Annotated in this window: 15 protein-coding genes; 10 read left to right on the top strand and 5 right to left on the bottom strand. The window is 63.2% G+C overall.

Going from position 1 to position 15,492, the window contains the following annotated elements:
- Positions 1-169 precede the first annotated feature (169 nt).
- From DB459_RS02130 to DB459_RS02140, 3 genes are all read left to right on the top strand, one after another.
- A complete protein-coding gene (locus tag DB459_RS02130; RefSeq protein WP_253711291.1) occupies positions 170-1,615 on the top strand; it encodes a short-chain fatty acyl-CoA regulator family protein in 1,446 nt (481 codons plus the stop codon).
- Between the two features lie 187 nt (positions 1,616-1,802).
- On the top strand, positions 1,803-2,870 hold the full coding sequence (locus tag DB459_RS02135; RefSeq protein WP_253711292.1) for a DUF262 domain-containing protein: 1,068 nt from the start codon (positions 1,803-1,805) through the stop codon (positions 2,868-2,870).
- A 3-nt stretch (positions 2,871-2,873) separates the two neighbouring features.
- Positions 2,874-3,785 carry a HEPN domain-containing protein gene (locus tag DB459_RS02140; protein WP_253711294.1) on the top strand — a complete coding sequence of 304 codons (912 nt, stop codon included), beginning with the start codon at positions 2,874-2,876 and terminating at the stop codon, positions 3,783-3,785.
- Between the two features lie 114 nt (positions 3,786-3,899).
- Here the strand turns inward: DB459_RS02140 and DB459_RS02145 are convergent, their stop codons facing one another.
- Complete coding sequence (locus tag DB459_RS02145; RefSeq protein WP_253711296.1) at positions 3,900-4,538, bottom strand: HAD family hydrolase; 639 nt, start codon at positions 4,536-4,538, stop codon at positions 3,900-3,902.
- A gap of 133 nt (positions 4,539-4,671) precedes the next feature.
- Here DB459_RS02145 and ercA point away from each other — a divergent pair, with 133 nt between their 5' ends.
- Both ercA and DB459_RS02155 read left to right on the top strand, forming a co-directional pair.
- Positions 4,672-5,838, top strand: a complete 1,167-nt coding sequence (gene ercA / locus DB459_RS02150; RefSeq protein WP_253711297.1) for an alcohol dehydrogenase-like regulatory protein ErcA — start codon at positions 4,672-4,674, stop codon at positions 5,836-5,838.
- Complete coding sequence (locus tag DB459_RS02155; RefSeq protein ID WP_253711299.1) at positions 5,816-7,096, top strand: ATP-binding protein; 1,281 nt, start codon at positions 5,816-5,818, stop codon at positions 7,094-7,096. Before ercA ends, DB459_RS02155 begins: the two co-directional genes overlap by 23 nt.
- Before the next feature lie 350 nt (positions 7,097-7,446).
- On the opposite strand, the gene DB459_RS02160 is transcribed toward DB459_RS02155, so the two are convergent.
- From DB459_RS02160 to DB459_RS02170, 3 genes are all read right to left on the bottom strand, one after another.
- Complete coding sequence (locus DB459_RS02160; RefSeq protein WP_253711301.1) at positions 7,447-8,166, bottom strand: hypothetical protein; 720 nt, start codon at positions 8,164-8,166, stop codon at positions 7,447-7,449.
- A 248-nt stretch (positions 8,167-8,414) separates the two neighbouring features.
- A complete protein-coding gene (locus DB459_RS02165; protein WP_253711303.1) occupies positions 8,415-9,047 on the bottom strand; it encodes an HAD family hydrolase in 633 nt (210 codons plus the stop codon).
- A gap of 1,156 nt (positions 9,048-10,203) precedes the next feature.
- Positions 10,204-10,944 (bottom strand): RMD1 family protein, encoded by a 741-nt coding sequence (locus DB459_RS02170; protein WP_253711304.1) that lies wholly within the window; start codon positions 10,942-10,944, stop codon positions 10,204-10,206.
- Positions 10,945-11,451: 507 nt separating this feature from the next.
- On the opposite strand from DB459_RS02170, the gene queE reads away from it, so the two are divergent.
- Positions 11,452-12,087: a 7-carboxy-7-deazaguanine synthase gene (gene queE / locus DB459_RS02175; RefSeq protein ID WP_253711306.1), complete on the top strand. Its 636-nt coding sequence runs from the start codon at positions 11,452-11,454 to the stop codon at positions 12,085-12,087.
- On the top strand, positions 12,084-12,494 hold the full coding sequence (gene queD / locus DB459_RS02180; protein ID WP_253711308.1) for a 6-carboxytetrahydropterin synthase QueD: 411 nt from the start codon (positions 12,084-12,086) through the stop codon (positions 12,492-12,494). Before queE ends, queD begins: the two co-directional genes overlap by 4 nt.
- 8 nt (positions 12,495-12,502) lie before the next feature.
- On the opposite strand, the gene DB459_RS02185 is transcribed toward queD, so the two are convergent.
- Positions 12,503-13,033 carry a flavin reductase family protein gene (locus DB459_RS02185; RefSeq protein ID WP_253711309.1) on the bottom strand — a complete coding sequence of 177 codons (531 nt, stop codon included), beginning with the start codon at positions 13,031-13,033 and terminating at the stop codon, positions 12,503-12,505.
- 279 nt (positions 13,034-13,312) lie between these two features.
- Between DB459_RS02185 and DB459_RS02190 the strand changes: the two genes are divergently transcribed.
- The 3 genes from DB459_RS02190 to DB459_RS02200 all read left to right on the top strand — a co-directional run bounded on the left by DB459_RS02190 (position 13,313) and on the right by DB459_RS02200 (position 15,268).
- A complete protein-coding gene (locus tag DB459_RS02190) occupies positions 13,313-13,594 on the top strand; it encodes a type II toxin-antitoxin system ParD family antitoxin (RefSeq protein ID WP_253711310.1) in 282 nt (93 codons plus the stop codon).
- On the top strand, positions 13,591-13,899 hold the full coding sequence (locus DB459_RS02195) for a type II toxin-antitoxin system RelE/ParE family toxin (RefSeq protein ID WP_253711311.1): 309 nt from the start codon (positions 13,591-13,593) through the stop codon (positions 13,897-13,899). The genes DB459_RS02190 and DB459_RS02195 overlap by 4 nt, the downstream gene beginning before the upstream one ends.
- Positions 13,900-13,996: 97 nt before the next feature.
- Positions 13,997-15,268 carry a lytic murein transglycosylase gene (locus tag DB459_RS02200; protein ID WP_253711312.1) on the top strand — a complete coding sequence of 424 codons (1,272 nt, stop codon included), beginning with the start codon at positions 13,997-13,999 and terminating at the stop codon, positions 15,266-15,268.
- Positions 15,269-15,492 lie beyond the last annotated feature (224 nt).

Here is a 15,492-nt window from a genome sequence, read left to right on the forward strand (position 1 = left end):
TCGTGACAATGCGTCGCGAAACGTGGCGCTGAGATAACGCGGAATTGCCAAACAGGTATATAGTCCTTGCTTCAAAACAGTGATGGAGTGTAACTTCTGAACTTGTAACAAATGTAAGTTTGTAAATTTTGTAAAGAATAGGCCCTTTTGAAGGGCCAGGAGACGGCCCATGGCCCAGGATTCCGCCAAGAAACTGTTCGTCGGCCCCCGATTCCGGCGGATCCGCCAGCAGCTCGGTCTCAGCCAGACCCAGATCGCCGAGGGCCTCGGCATCTCGCCGAGCTATGTCAACCTGATCGAGCGCAACCAGCGCCCGGTGACCGCCCAGATCCTGCTCCGCCTCGCCGAGGCCTACGACCTCGACCTCCGGGATCTGGCTACCGCCGACGAGGACCGCTTCTTCGCCGAGCTCAACGAGATCTTCTCCGACCCCCTGTTCCGCCAGATCGAATTGCCCAAGCAGGAGCTGCGCGACCTCGCCGAGCTCTGCCCCGGCGTCACCCATGCGCTGCAGCGGCTCTACGCCGCCTATGCCGAGGCGCGGCGCGGCGAGACCCTGGTCGCCGCCCAGATCGCCGACCGCGGCGACGGCGGCAGCTTCCAGGGCAACCCGATCGAGCGGGTGCGTGACCTGATCGAGGCCAACCGCAACTATTTCCCCGAGATGGAGACCGCCGCGGAATCCCTGCGCGACGCCCTCGGCGCCAACGCCCAGGAACTGTTCGCCGCCCTGAGCACGCGGCTGCGCGAAAAGCATTCGATCACGGTGCGGATCATGCCGCTCGACGTCATGCGCGAGACGTTGCGCCGCTTCGACCGCCACCGCCGCCAGCTCTTGATTTCCGAACTGGTCGACCTGCCGAGCCGCTCCTTCCACCTCGCCTTCCAGTGCGCCCTGTCGGAATTCACCCCGGCGATCGAGGCCATCGTCAACCGCGGCGGCCCGCTCGACGACACCGCGCGGCGGCTCTACCGCATCACGCTCGCCAACTATTTCGCCGCCGCGGTGATGATGCCCTATGTGGAGGTGCACGCCGCCGCCGAGCAGCTTGGCTATGACGTCCACGTCATCGCCCAGCGCTTCAACGCCAGCTTCGAGCAGGTCTGCCACCGCCTCACCACGCTGCAGCGGCCCAATGCCAGGGGCGTGCCGTTCTTCCTGCTGCGGGTCGACAATGCCGGCAATGTCAGCAAGCGCTTCTCCTCGGGCACCTTCCCGTTCTCGCGCTTCGGCGGCACCTGCCCGCTGTGGAACGTGCACTCGACCTTCGACACGCCGGACCGCCTGCTGCGCCAGATCGTCGAGATGCCGGACGGCAGCCGCTATTTCTCCATCGCCCAGATGCTGCGCCGGCCGGTGGCGCCCCACCCCCACCCGCAGCCGCGCTTCGCCATCGGCCTCGGCTGCGAGATCCGCCACGCCTCGCGGCTCGTCTATGCCGCCGGCATGGACCTGGAGAAGGCCGAGGGCACGCCGATCGGCGTCAACTGCCGGCTGTGCGAGCGCGAGAATTGCGCCCAGCGCGCCGAGCCGCCGCTGACGCGGACGTTGATTCTGGACGAGAATACAAGGAGGATGAGCTCGTTCGCGTTTTCAAACGCGAGGGAGTTGTGAGGGCGGGCGCATAGTGAAGTCGTTAATTCAATCGACGCGGTCCTAGTCCTTGAGGAAATAGTCTAGGCAAGCCCCGTCGCATCCTGCTAAACAACTGTAAGTATTCCGATTTACGTAGGTTGCTGGCGAGGCTACTGTAATTGATTATGGCATACGCGCTGCAAGATATCTCTTTAAGGCTGGAGAAATGCGAAATCCAATCGCCATTCTACGAAGCTTCAATGATGCTCAGGCCCAACTTGTAGTTCAGACAGCAGATCTTCCGCTTGGCACCCTCGCTGATATGGTCGATAGCGAAGCCATCGATCTCCAACCTGGCTTCCAACGCCGGGAGCGATGGTCAATCGAGAAGCAGTCAGCTCTCGTCGAATCATTTCTGCTAAACGTACCTGTGCCGCCTGTTTATTTGGCGGAAGAATCCGATGGCACCTATACCGCTATCGATGGAAAGCAGCGTCTTCGTGCGATAGCTGACTTCATGGCGAATCGAATGTCTTTGCGGAATCTCGATCGCCTAACTAGCGCTGAAGGCTTTCAATTTAGCGATCTACCCACCGAGATATCCAACGCACTTCGATTGCGCCCATTTCTTCGCGTCGTGACACTCTTAAAGCAAACGAACACAGCGCTAAAATATGAGGTCTTTCTCCGCCTCAATCGCGGCGGCGAGTCGCTTAACGCTCAGGAGATTAGAAACGTCGCGTTTCGCGGTCCTATGAATGACGCTATTTACGATCTCTCGGGCTCTCCTTTCTTGCGAGCGCAATTGAAGATCAATGACGACAAGTCGCCCGCATATCGAACGATGACAGATGCTGAATTTGTACTTCGCTTTCTAACGCTAAAAGATCGGATTCAACATTTCAGTGGAAGCTTAGTACGTGAAATGGATGAATACATGGAAGCCTCACAGAGCGCACGTCCCGATGACATAGCACGCGCGCGAGCATCTTTTTTGGAGGCGCTGGATCGATGCGAACAGCTTTGGGGGCGGCATGCCTTTAAGCGACCAGAAGGCAACGGATGGCGCGATCAAATGCTTGCAGGCATGTACGACGCTCAGATGATTGCCGCCTCCGCCGTTAGCCAAACCCAATTCAACCATGTGCTCCAGCACAGTAATGTTGTTCAACAAGCAACGCGCGACCTATTTAACGACGTCGAATTTGACAAATCTGTGAGGACGGGGACAAACACGCCCGCGCGGATCTCATATCGGGTGAATAAAGTTGGTGAGATGCTGCGAAGTCTTTAGAGAATGAGCCTCGCCCGTTCGTCCTTTTATGAGCATATGAACTTATTGCGGGAGCTGTCATCGGACTCCTTGCTAACTGATGTCTTTCCTCCTGTTGATGCTCACAATGCGCGGGCAAAGATCCTGCGAAACGGATTGGTCGTATCCTCTTTCTCTCTCCTTGAGCATTATGTTCAAGGGCGCTTGGACGAAAAAATTGCAGAGCTGTCCAGCACGCGCATAACGTACAGCATGTTCGACGATAAGATGCGAAGCTTCTTATCGATGAACGCAGTTCTTGGCTTGGGGAATCGAATCAATTTTACTGATAAGTCAGATCGCTTATCATTCGCTGAAACGCATATTACGCGTCTTGCAGCCATCGCTACAAACCCGCCGAGCTACACAGGTCTGGGCTTTAGCCCGAAGGGATCAAATGTATCTGGCGATGATCTTCGAGATTTGCTGGCCGCGTTTGGGATCCAGAACGCTTGGCGAGCTCTATCTCAAGTCGTTTCTAGCTTGGGTGCTACAAGGGTCAGCCTCAAAGACGATTTCGTAAACTTATCTCGGAGTCGCAATCGAGCGGCTCACAGGAGTACAACCAATCTTGCAACCGCGGACCTTCAGACGCATTTGGATACGGCGGTGCTGGTAGGGCTGAGTATCGATATTCTTTTGAGCAATGCTATCAATGCCTTCATTAAAGAGCGCACGGCAGCGTCCGCGACGGCATCAGCTAATTCACTACCTCTCAACTTTCGATTTCTTGATCAGCAAGTTGACAATACATGGAATGAAAAAGTGGGTTCTGCTGGCAGAGTAGTTAAGAAGTATCCGAGTCGGATGGCTGCGGTCGCCGGAGCCACCGCTCGCGCCGCGAAGAATTACATTGTCGTCCGTGACTTGCGATCGATTCCTGTCGAATTGTTGTAGTTCTCCGACAGGACTTGCTGGATCGCGGTAATAGTGCACTCACTCACCGGCCGCTCAGTCATCTCTCCGGTTGGGCGCTCGGATTTGGGTTGACGGCGTACTTAACCGTCTCCCCTACCGCATGTGGTCGATCAGCCCCTCCGGCGTCGCGCAGACGTGGTGCGCGCCGGCGCCGATCAGCTCCTCCCGGCTGCCGTAGCCGTAGAGCACGCCCACCGCGGCGGCCATGCCGTTGTTGCGGGCGCCGATCATGTCGTGGCTGCGATCGCCGATCATCATCGCCTGCCGCGGATCGACCTTCGCCTCCTTCAGGGCGTAGCCCAGCAGGTCGGTCTTGTCGGCGCGGGTGCCGTCGAGCTCGGAGCCGAACACCCGTTCGAAATGGCGATCCAGCCCGAAATGACGGACGATGCGTTCGGCATAGACCGTGGGCTTGCTGGTGGCGACGAACAGGCGCCGGCCCGAGCCGGCCAGCGCCGACAGGAGTTCGTCGATACCGGGATAGACCTCGTTCTCGTAGAGGCCGATGTCGCCGAAGCGCTCGCGGTATAGCCGCAGGCCTTCGTCCGCCAGTTCGTCGGTGCCGAGCAGCGTCTTCAGGCTGGCGTGAAGCGGAGGCCCGATGCACCAGGTCAGTTCGTCTTCCATGGGCACGGCGCGGTCCAGCCTGCGCAGGGCATACTGGATCGACCGGGTGATGCCGGGCTTGGGATCGGTCAGCGTCCCGTCGAGGTCGAAAAAGATCGTCGTCATCTGGCCACGCTCACACGGTTGAGGCTGCGCGGCGATCGGCTCGCCACGGCAATGCGAAGGTATCTGCATGGCCCTTGTTCGTTCTTGTAACGACCCCATAATAGAAAGACACGTATCCGAAAAGGGAATTAGAATGGACCCGCATGTCGCGTTCGATTTGCGCAAGTTCGTTGCGCCGGAGTTTGTCTACGGCGTCGGGGCCCTGACGCTGATCGGACGCTACGCGAAGAATTTCGGCGCCGGGAAGGCGCTGGTGGTGACTGATCCCGGTGTGATCCGCTCCGGATGGGTGGACAAGGCGTTCGCCTCGCTCGACGCCGAGCACATTCCCTGGGCTACGTTCCAAAGCATCACGCCAAATCCCAAAGATCATGAGGTGGCCGCCGGAGTAAGGTTCTATCGGGAGCAGGGATGCGACGTCATCGTCGCGGTGGGAGGCGGCAGCCCGATGGATTGCGCCAAGGGGATCGGGATCGCGTCCGCCAACAACATGGACGTTCTCAAGTTCGAAGGGGTCGACGAGGTACCGACGCCCGGCCCGCCGCTGATTTGCGTTCCAACCACCGCCGGGACCGCGGCGGACATCTCTCAGTTCGCGATCATACTCGACACGCTCCGCAAGCTGAAGATCTCCATCGTCAGCAAAACGGTGGTGCCCGACGTTTCGCTGATAGATCCGGAAACCACCACCACCATGCCGGCCGATCTGACCGCCGCCACCGGCATGGACGCATTGGTCCACGCCATTGAGGCCTATGCGTCCAACGCCAGTTCGCCCGTGACCGACATGAATGCCCTGGCGGCCATGCCGCTGCTCGCGCAAAATCTGGCTCCAGCAATCGCCTCGCCAGAAAACCTGGAACACCGAAACAATATGATGTTGGGCAGTCTGTTGGCGGGCTTGGCGTTTTCCAACGCCGGCCTCGGCCTGGTCCATTCCATGGCCCACAGCATGGGTGGACTGCTCGACGCGCCGCATGGATTGTGCAACGCGCTGTTGCTGGATCATGTCATCGACTTCAACTACCCTGCAGCACCTGAGCGTTACGACAGAATTCTATCGGCGATCGGCGGCGAGACCGCGGGCGCACCCGGCCGCAAGGAGGCGCTGTTGAAATGCATCGCGAAGCTGCGCGAGAACGCCGGCATTGCCACGACGATCGGCGCGTTGGGTGTCACCGCGGCGGATATTCCCCAGCTTTCCATCAATGCCTTCAACGATCCATGTTCCGCCACCAATCCCCGGAAGGCGAGCATTCAGGAAATAGGGAGGCTATATGAACGAGCGCTCTCGATCTGAGGCTGCTGGACCGCCCCTGCGCGAGAAGATCATCGGGCTGGGAGAGCGCTCGATCCGAAAGAGCTATTATCCGCAGCTTCGACAGCAATTGGAGGAGCTGGAGACGGCGCGCAAGAAACTCGCCGAGAGTGAGGCTCGCTACCGTTCGCTCGTGGAGAATATCAACGAAGTCATCATCAGCCTGGACACCGAGGGGCGAGTTACTTACGCCAGCCCCGTCCTGCAGAATTCGTATGGGCTGGCGCCCGAACAGATCGTCGGCCAGAAGCTCACACAACTCATCCACTCCGATGATCGGGCAGCCTTAGGTGGCAGCCTCGAAAGCGCCCTGGCCGGGCGGCAGAAATTCCTTGAGTTTCGATTGCTCGGCAAGGAGGGCGTCACCCGCTATATGCGCATATCCAGCCGGCCGCTCCTGGAACAGGGGCGTGTGGTCGGCCTGACCTGCATCTTGAGCGACATCACCGAGGGCAAGCTGGCCGAGGATGCCCTGCATAAGCTCAACGAAGAGCTGGAGCGGCGAGTAGCCGAGCGCACCGCCGACCTGGAACGCTCCAACAAGGATCTGGAGGCGTTCTCCTATTCCATCTCCCATGACCTTCGGGCGCCTCTGCGGGCCATCGATGGATTCTCGGGAATTCTGATGGAAGAATACCACAGCCGGTTCGACGAGGAAGGTCGGCACAATTTGGAGGTCATTCGCCGCAGTTCTGCCCGAATGGCCCGTCTGATCGACGACGTCCTCGAATTTTCGCGCGTCTCCCGCCGGGAGTTGGCAGCCGCGCCCGTGGATATGGCCGCGTTAGTGCGCGAGGTCTTCGAGGAAGCGCGGAGCGCAGCGCCGCAGCGCAAGATCGTCCTGCGGCTGGGGGCGGCGCCTCCGGTCCGGGGGGATTGCTCCATGATCCGCCAGGTTCTGGCAAATCTGTTTTCGAACGCCGTCAAATTCACGGCTCGATGCGCCGAGGCGGTAATCGAGGTCGACGGCACTGTCGAGGGCGACGAAGTCGTCTACCGGGTGAAAGACAACGGCGCCGGCTTCGACATGCGATACGCGGACAAGCTGTTTGGTGTCTTCCAGCGGCTCCACGGAGCCGATGAATTCGAGGGCACCGGCATTGGCCTCGCCATCGTCAAGCACATCGTCCTGCGCCATGGCGGACGGGTGTGGGCCGAGGGAAAAGTGGACGAAGGCGCGAGCTTCTCCTTCACGCTGCCTGCGGCTCTTGCCGCTGAAACGCCACAGAACGCTCCTTAGTGTGGCGTCTCGCAATTGCCTATGCCCTTTGTGGCAAGTCCCTGTAGGCAATTGCGAGACATAAGCCACACTAGTGTGGTGGATCTGACGCTCGTTTCAGCATTGGAGCGAGTTCTTCAAACGAGCGTCAGATCCAAAACCACACTAGAATCATAATGCTAGTGTCCCCTTGTTTCCAACGTTCGTATGAGCGCCTGCTGCAATGGGATACGAACGTTGGAAACGGGACACTAGCTTTTTGATTTTGCTAGTGTCCCGATGTCTCCGAATGACCGTGCGAGGGTGAGGCAAACGAAGCGGTAATTCGGAGACGGGACACTAGTGGCCGGCGCGATGCCGCGCCCCGCACCCTACCTTGGCGCCGCCACGATCGACGCGCTGGAGATGGCATCGCCGCCGTTGTCCCAGGCGCTGCGGGACTGGCCGTCGGTATCGCTGCCTGCAAAATGCCCCGCCACGCCGAGCGACAGCGTCGTGTTCGGCGCGAAGCGCCAGTTGACGCCGGCGGAGACCGACTGGACCCGGGTGGCGGTGGTCTGGGTGAGCGCGCGCATCGCGCTGCCGCTGGCGAGGATCGACGTGCCGAGATCGATCTGCTGGTAGCCGAAGCTGACGCTGAGGTCCGGACGCACCAGATAGTCGACGCCGCCGCCGTTGACCGCGCCGGGCCGCGTCGCCAGTTGCAGCGAGGCGAGCCCGAGGGCGCTAAATCCAGTGCTGACACCGCCGTCGAACCCGAACTGGCCGGGGGCGAGCGGCGCGATGCCGGACCAGGCGACCCATCCGCTGGTGGCGGCGGTGGCGGCGGGCCGCTGCGAATCGGCGGCACCGCCACCGGCGCCGCTCATCGGTCCGCTGAGGCGCGTCGCCGAGGCCTCGGTTCCGCCCCCTGCCGCCACGCCGTGCTGCGCCTCGTAGCCCGCGCGGGCACCGGCCAGCCAGCCGCCGCCCGACCCGGCAATCGATCCGAAGATCGGATCCGCCGATTGCGCGGAGGCGCAACGGGACGACAGCCAAAGCGCGGCGGTGACGCCGGCGGCAAGGGCGACAACCTGACGGAACCGGAGCACGGGCTTCTCCTCGACGCGAACCGCGGCGAGGTTACCGGACGCGCCCGCGCGCCGCAACGTGCGGCCAGCGCCGGGGGATGTATCCCTTGCGGTCACCCTTCAGGGCTTCGAGCCGATTGCCGGGAGGCGCCTTCAAGTCCGCCGGCACGGTCGCAGCATGCGCAACTTGCGGCGCGTGACGCCGAGCGGGTCGGCCGAAAAGCCGGCGTCGGGACGCATCTCCCCGTCGGCGGAAGAGGCAAATGGTGTCAGGCGTGCTCGCCCAGCTCCTGCGGCGTCGCGCAGAGCCGCTCCGGCCCCGCCTCGAGCAACCCCTCCCGGCTGCCGTAGCCGTAGAGAACGCCCACCGCCGCCATCGCGTTGTTGCGGGCGCCGATGATGTCGTGGCTGCGGTCGCCGATCATCAGCGCCTGCGCCGGATCGGTCCGTGTCTGCGCCAGCGCGTAGGCCAACAGATCGGTCTTGTCGGCGCGGGTGCCGTCGAGCTCGGCGCCAAACACGCGGTCGAAATATTTGTCGAGGCCGAAGTGGCCGATGATGCGCTCGGCATAGACATGGGGCTTGCTGGTGGCGAAGAACAGGCGGCGGCCGTCGGCCTTGAGCGCGGCCAGCACGTCTTCGATGCCGGTATAGACCTCGTTCTCGAACAGGCCGACCTCGGCGAAGCGTTCGCGATAATGCAGGAGCGCAGCCTGCACCAGCGCCTCGGTGCCGAGCAGCGTCTTGAGGCTCTGTTGCAGCGGCGGGCCGAGGCACCAGGTCAATTCCTCCGCTGCGGGCACCGGATGGCCGAGCCGCTCCAGCGCATGCTGGATTGAGCGGGCGATGCCGGGGCGCGAATCGGTCAGCGTGCCGTCGAGGTCGAAATAGATTGTCGTCATCTGCCATCACCCGCGGAGTCGGTTCGTCGAATCCCCGCCTCCAAACTACCGGAATGCCGACGGCGGGCAAACCGGCATCGGACACGTTCGGCGCGGTGGCCGGCCACACCGGAACAGGCTTATCGCATTGATGCGCATCAAGCCCGACTCCCGGAAAACAACCTATGGTCGCGCGCCTTGTTCACACGTTATAGGCGAACAGGAGGAGGCGATGAACGCGACACCATCCTGTCGGATCATCTTTCTGCTCATTCTCTCGCTCGTTCCCTCCATGGCCGTGGCGGCGCCCCTGATGTCGGCCTCACCCAGCTTCCAGGCCGTGCCTGATTCCGGCCTGCCGGTAATGCAGGTCGCCGCGTCTTGCTCGAGAACCTGTCCGAGCGACGGGTCGAAGGCGAGCATCACCTGCACGAAAGCCAATGAAGTCTGCGAGTGCAGTTGCCTGAAGGGGGCCCACGCCGGGTGCTACTGCTATGAATCGTCCCACAGCGGGCCTGCGACCGGACAGTCGTGCTCGAAGACATGCCCCGACGGCAGCACCGCGAGCAATACCTGCCCCAAGGGACAGAAGTGCGATTGCTCCTGCACCGGCGGCAAGGACGCCAGATGCACATGCAACTAGTGTCCTGTCTCCGAATGACCGCTTCATTTGCCTCACCCTCGCACGGTCATTCGGAGACATCGGGACACTAGCAAAATCAAAAAGCTAGTGTGGCTTATGTCTCGCAATTGCCTACAGGGGCTTGCCGCAAAGGGCATAGGCAATTGCGAGACGCCACACTAGTGTGGTGGATCTGACGCTCGTTTCAGTATTGCAGCGAGTTCTTCGAACGAGCGTCAGATCCAAAACCACACTAGAATCATAATGATGCTAGTGTCCCCTTGTTTCCAACGTTCGTATGAGCGCCTGCTGCAATGGGATACGAACGTTGGAAACAGGACACTAGCAAAATCAAAAAGCTAGTGCGGCTTATGTCTCGCAATTGCCTACAGGGGCTTGCCGCAAAGGGCATAGGCAATTGCGAGACGCCGCACTAGTGTCCTGTCTCCGAATGACCGCTTCGTTTGCCTCACCCTCGCACGGTCATTCGGAGACATAGGGACACTAGCAAAATCAAAAAGCTGGTGCGGTGGGTGCGCGAGGCGCCTGCGCACGTCAGCCGCCACGCACGAACAGGTCGTAGAGGTAGATCGACATCTCGATCGCGATCAGCAGGATGATCAGCGCTTCCACCCTGATCTCGCGCTGGGCATCGAGCATTTCGCTGAGCGCCGTCGTCATCGCCTCGATGGCGTCGAGCTTGCGCGACAGCGCCTTGGCCCGCTTCTTGAAGTGATGGGCACCGGCGAGACGCTGGTGCAGGCGCTCGATGTCGCCGTCGCTCGACAGGATATCGGGCCTCTCATCGACCTCGACCCGTTCGAACAGGTGCTGATGGATGAGCAGGGCGCGGCCGACGGTGCGCAGCATCCGTCGTCGATTCCGCGGCAGGCGGCCGGTGCTGGCGAGATCGCTGGCGAAGGGTTCGAGCACCGCGAAGACCTTCCTGACCTCCTGCTCCTCGAAGGCGAGCGCGACGTTCTTGGCGAGCGCATCGGCGACGACCACCAGGGACGCCGGCGACAGGTCGCGAACGGTGACGAGATCGCCCGAGATCGTCTCGCCCGTCCCGATTTCGATCCGCGATTCGACGATGACCGGGGTCGCCAGCGGATGCTCGATCCGGTCGCCGAGCTTCTGCAGGAAGGCCGCTTCCCCGGCGAGCGACACCCCGAAGAAGACGACAGTGCCGTAGGGAAACAGGGCGGCGCAACCGGCCCCGCCCAGGCGCAAGACCAGGGGCGACGGCGCGATCACCTCGCCGAGATCGAGCGCTCCCGCCTCGAGGTCAGCCAACCTGAGGCGCCCGCCGAGGCGGAGCGCGCGAGCCGTCGTGCGCTGCCCGCCGGCCCCGCCTGCGGCAGGGCCCGCGTTGCCGGCCGTCGCGTCCGAACCTGACGTCGAGCCTGACTCCAATCCTGGCTTCGATCCTGCTTCGGCATCCGCGCGCCGCAGATCCATCGCCGTCACTCCCGGTCACAACCCGCGACGAACGATCCTCAGTCCTCCAACATCCAGCGAACCGTGGCAGAGGGCGGCAGAGCGCGTTTGAGCCATGTCAAGTTTCGCGCCAGGGCAACAGCACCGCGACCGACTCCGTGGCGGATCGCGTCGACATGTCTCCCGATGGATCCTTCACCCGCCCCTGCTTGCGGCGAAACGGCCCGGAGAGCCGATTGGACGACACCGCTTCCTCATGTATACGTCCGGCGCGATGGCGCGGCCCGGAACGCGCCGCGCCGCAAGGCCTGTCCCCCCAGCCCGATACCATCCACCGTCGCACGATCAGGAACCCGCACCACCATGTCCACTTACGCCGTGAAGGAGATCTTCCTCACGCTCCAGGGCGAAGGCGCCCAGGCCGGGCGGCCGGCGGTGTTCTGCCGCTTCGCCGGCTGCAATCTGTGGTCCGGGCGCGAGGCCGATCGCGAGCGCGCGCTCTGCACCTTCTGCGACACCGATTTCGTCGGCACCGACGGCACCAGGGGCGGGCGCTACGACAGCGCGGAGGCGCTGGCCGCCGCCATCGAGGCCGAATGGATCGGCGGCGCGGCGCGGCGTTTCTGCGTCCTGACCGGCGGCGAGCCGCTGCTGCAGGTCGACGAGGCGCTGATCGCGGCGCTGCATCGGCGCGGCTTCTTCATCGCCATCGAGACCAACGGCACCATCGCGCCGCCGCCCGGCATCGACTGGGTCTGCGTCAGCCCGAAGGCCGGCAGCGAGCTCGCCATCGAACAGGGCAACGAACTCAAGCTGGTCTATCCGCAACCCGAGGCGCCGCCGGAGAGGTTCGCCGGGCTCGCCTTCGAGCGCTTCCTGCTCCAGCCCATGGACGGCCCGGACGTCGCCGACAACACCCGCCGCGCCATGCAATATTGCCTCGAACATCCGCAATGGCAGCTCAGCCTGCAGACCCACAAGCTGATTGGTATCCGATGAAGATCTCGCAAGCCTTCCACTTCGAAGCGGCCCACCACCTGCCCAGGGTGCCGGAGACCCATCGCTGCCGCCGCCTGCACGGCCATTCGTATCGCGTCGAGCTGCGCCTCGAAGGGCCGGTCGATCCGGCGACGGGTTTCGTGGTGGATTTCTTCGAGATCGAGGCCGCCTTCGGCAAATTGCTGCGCGTGCTCGACCACAACTGCCTCAACGACATCGATGGGCTCGGCAATCCCACCGCCGAGAATATCGCGATCTGGATCTGGGACCGCCTCATCGCCACCCTGCCGCTGCTCGCCGCGGTGCGGGTCTATGAGACCGCCGACTGCTGGGCGGAATACGAGGGCGACGGACAGCCGGCGTCCGGCGGCGATCCAGCGGCCGATGTCGGCCGCGCCGGCGACTGATCGAGGGCCTAAGCCTTTGCCGACTTCAGCGTGATCATCGGACCGTCCACCGCGAAGCGGCCGTAGCCGTGGTGATGGATGGTCTTCGGATTCTTCTGCGCCGGATCGGTCCAGGCCTTCACCACCTCGAGGATGAAGAGGTTGTAGCGCGGCACGTTGCGCTTATCGATGACGCGGCATTCGAGGTTGGCGAAACACTCGGCGATCAGCGGCGCCGCGACCTGCGAGGCCGGCCGCGGCGTCAGCCAAAAGCGCGCGAACTTGTCGACCTCGTCGCCCGAACAGTTGCCGACGCCGACCACCTGCGCCGCGAGGCGCCGGGCCGGAATGGCGATGACGCATTCGCCGCTGGCGCGCAGCGCCGCAAAGCTGAAATTGGCCTCGCTCATGACGCAGGCGACGAGCGGCGGCTCGAACTCCACCATCATGTGCCAGGACATCGTCATGACATTGGCGCGCCCCTTGTGCGCCGTGGTGACGAGGACGACAGGCCCGGGCTCCAGCAGCTGATAGACCTTCGGCAAAGGCAGCGAGCGCATGGCGAGGCTCCGGTCGGTTGCGCTTGAGGGTGTCGGGAAATGGCCTTCTCTGGTTGAGCTGGATCAAGAAGGAGCAGCTGAACGGCGCATCGGCGCCGGGATCGGCTCGCGACCGCGCCTCTCTCGGTCGTGATCGCCCGGGCGATCCAATACGCCGTGACGAAGGTGCGCGCCGCGACCGCACGGCGCGAACGGTAGGGCGTCGGAGCCCGGCCGACTTGTTCCAAGGCCGTTGTGCCTCCGTGGCAGTATGATATATTCATACCAAGAGGAAAAAGCATGGCCACTGTCGAAAAGCGCACCTTCAGCCTGCCGCCCGAGCACGCGAAATTCATCGACCGTCTGGTCGCATCCGGCACCTATGCGTCAGGCAGCGAGGTCGTGCGCGCAGGGCTGCGGGCGCTCCAGGAACGCGAAGCCGCCGTCGAGCGCTGGCTGCGCGAGGAGGTGGCGCCCGCCTACGACGCGGTCAAAGCCGACCCGAAGCGCGCAATCTCCGCCGAGCGGACCTTTGGCGACGTCCGGGCGAGGCACGCCGCGCGGTCGAAGAAGATCAAGTGAAGCGACGCAGCGTCGTCTTCTCACCGGAAGCGCGCGACGATCTGTTCGAACTTTATGACTGGCTGGCTGATGTCGCCGGTCCCGACACGGCCATCGCCTATATCCAGCGGCTGGAGCGCTACTGTCTCGGCTTTGATCTCGCATCCGAGCGAGGCCATCGCCGCGACGACATTCGGCCCGGCCTGAGGATCATCGGCTTCGAGCGGCGCATCACCATCGCATTCGCCATTGACGAGGCGATCGTGACCATCTTGCGTCTGTTCGGCGCCGGCCGCGACTGGGAAGGCGATCTGGGCTCTGCCTGATCGGCACCGCCCAGCCGCCGCCCATCACCGCAATTGCCTTCTGCCGTCGGCGCGGCCACACTGCCCCGCTCCTGAGTTTCCGCCGAGGCTCCCCCGCATGCTCCGCTTTCTCGCCGCCACGCTCGTCACGCTTGCCCTCCTCGCCGCCTCGCCGGCACTGGCCCAGCGGCCCGGGCCCTGCCGCGGCGGCGCCAGCTTTCCGCTCTTTCTCGACCAGCTGAAGCAGGACGCTGCCGCTGCCGGCGTATCACAGCGGACGCTCGCCGCAGCGTCGCCCTACCTCGTGTTCGACCAGGGCATCGTCAATCGCGACCGCGGCCAGCGCGTGTTCGGCCAGATCTTCACCGAATTCGCCGGGCGCATGGCGGCAGATTATCGCATGCAGCAGGGCCGCGCCCGCATCCAGACCTATGCGGCAGCCTTCGCCCGCGCCGAGAAGGACTACGGCGTGCCGCCGGCGGTGATCGCCGCCTTCTGGGGACTGGAGAGCGACTTCGGCGCCAACATGGGCAAGCTGCCGACGCTGCGCTCGCTGGTGTCGCTGGCCTATGACTGCCGCCGCTCGCCGATGTTCCAGGGCGAGACCATCGCCGCGTTGAAGATCATAGACCGCGGCGATCTCACGCCCGCCGAGATGATCGGCTCATGGGCCGGCGAGCTCGGCCAGACCCAGTTCCTGCCGACCCATTACGTCAACTACGCGGTGGACTATGACGGCGACGGCCGCCGCGACCTGCTGCGCAGCGCGCCCGACGTCATCGGCTCGACCGCCAATTACATCGCCACCGGGTTGAAATGGCGGCGCGGCGAGCCCTGGCTGCAAGAGGTGCGGGTGCCGGCCAGCCTGAAATGGGAGGAAGCCGACCTCACCATCAAGCATCCGCGCTCGCAATGGGCGCAGTGGGGCGTCACCTTCGCCGACGGCAAGCCGCTGCCGAACGACGCGCTGGCGGCCTCGCTGCTGCTGCCGATGGGACGGACGGGACCGGCGTTTCTCGCCTATGCCAATTTCGCCGCCTATACCGAATGGAATAACTCGCTGATCTATTCGACCACCGCGGGCTATCTCGCCAGCCGCATCGCCGGTGCCGCGCCGATGAGAAGGCCGGGCACGGCGGTGGCGCAACTGCCCTTCGCCGAGATCAAGCAATTGCAGCAGCTGCTCGTGCACCAGGGCTTCAATGTCGGCAAGATCGACGGCGTGCTCGGCCAGCAGAGCCGCAGCGCGGTGAAAGCCATGCAGATCAAGTTCGGCCTGCCGGCGGATTCCTGGCCGACCGCGGAATTGCTGGCGCGGATGCGCCCCAGTGCCGGCATCGGCAGCCCGAGCGCCGATGCGGCGCCGGTACGGGTGCGGCGGGCTCCATAGGAACGACACGTCCGCCGGTGCAGCGAGTACAGTGATCGTTCAGCGACATCGACCGCGCAACGTTATCGGGCGACATGGCCGGGCTTGTCCCGGCCATCCACGTCTTTCAGATCGAAAGACTCCAAAGTCGCGGAACGGCGCCGCGGACCGCCACAGCGCATAACGGCGGCCGGCCATTGGCGGAACGCCTGAGCATGGGCGCGCCCTTGATCTGAATCAATCCG

The sequence above is a fragment of the Bradyrhizobium sp. WD16 genome, assembly GCF_024181725.1.
GTDB lineage: Bacteria > Pseudomonadota > Alphaproteobacteria > Rhizobiales > Xanthobacteraceae > Bradyrhizobium_A.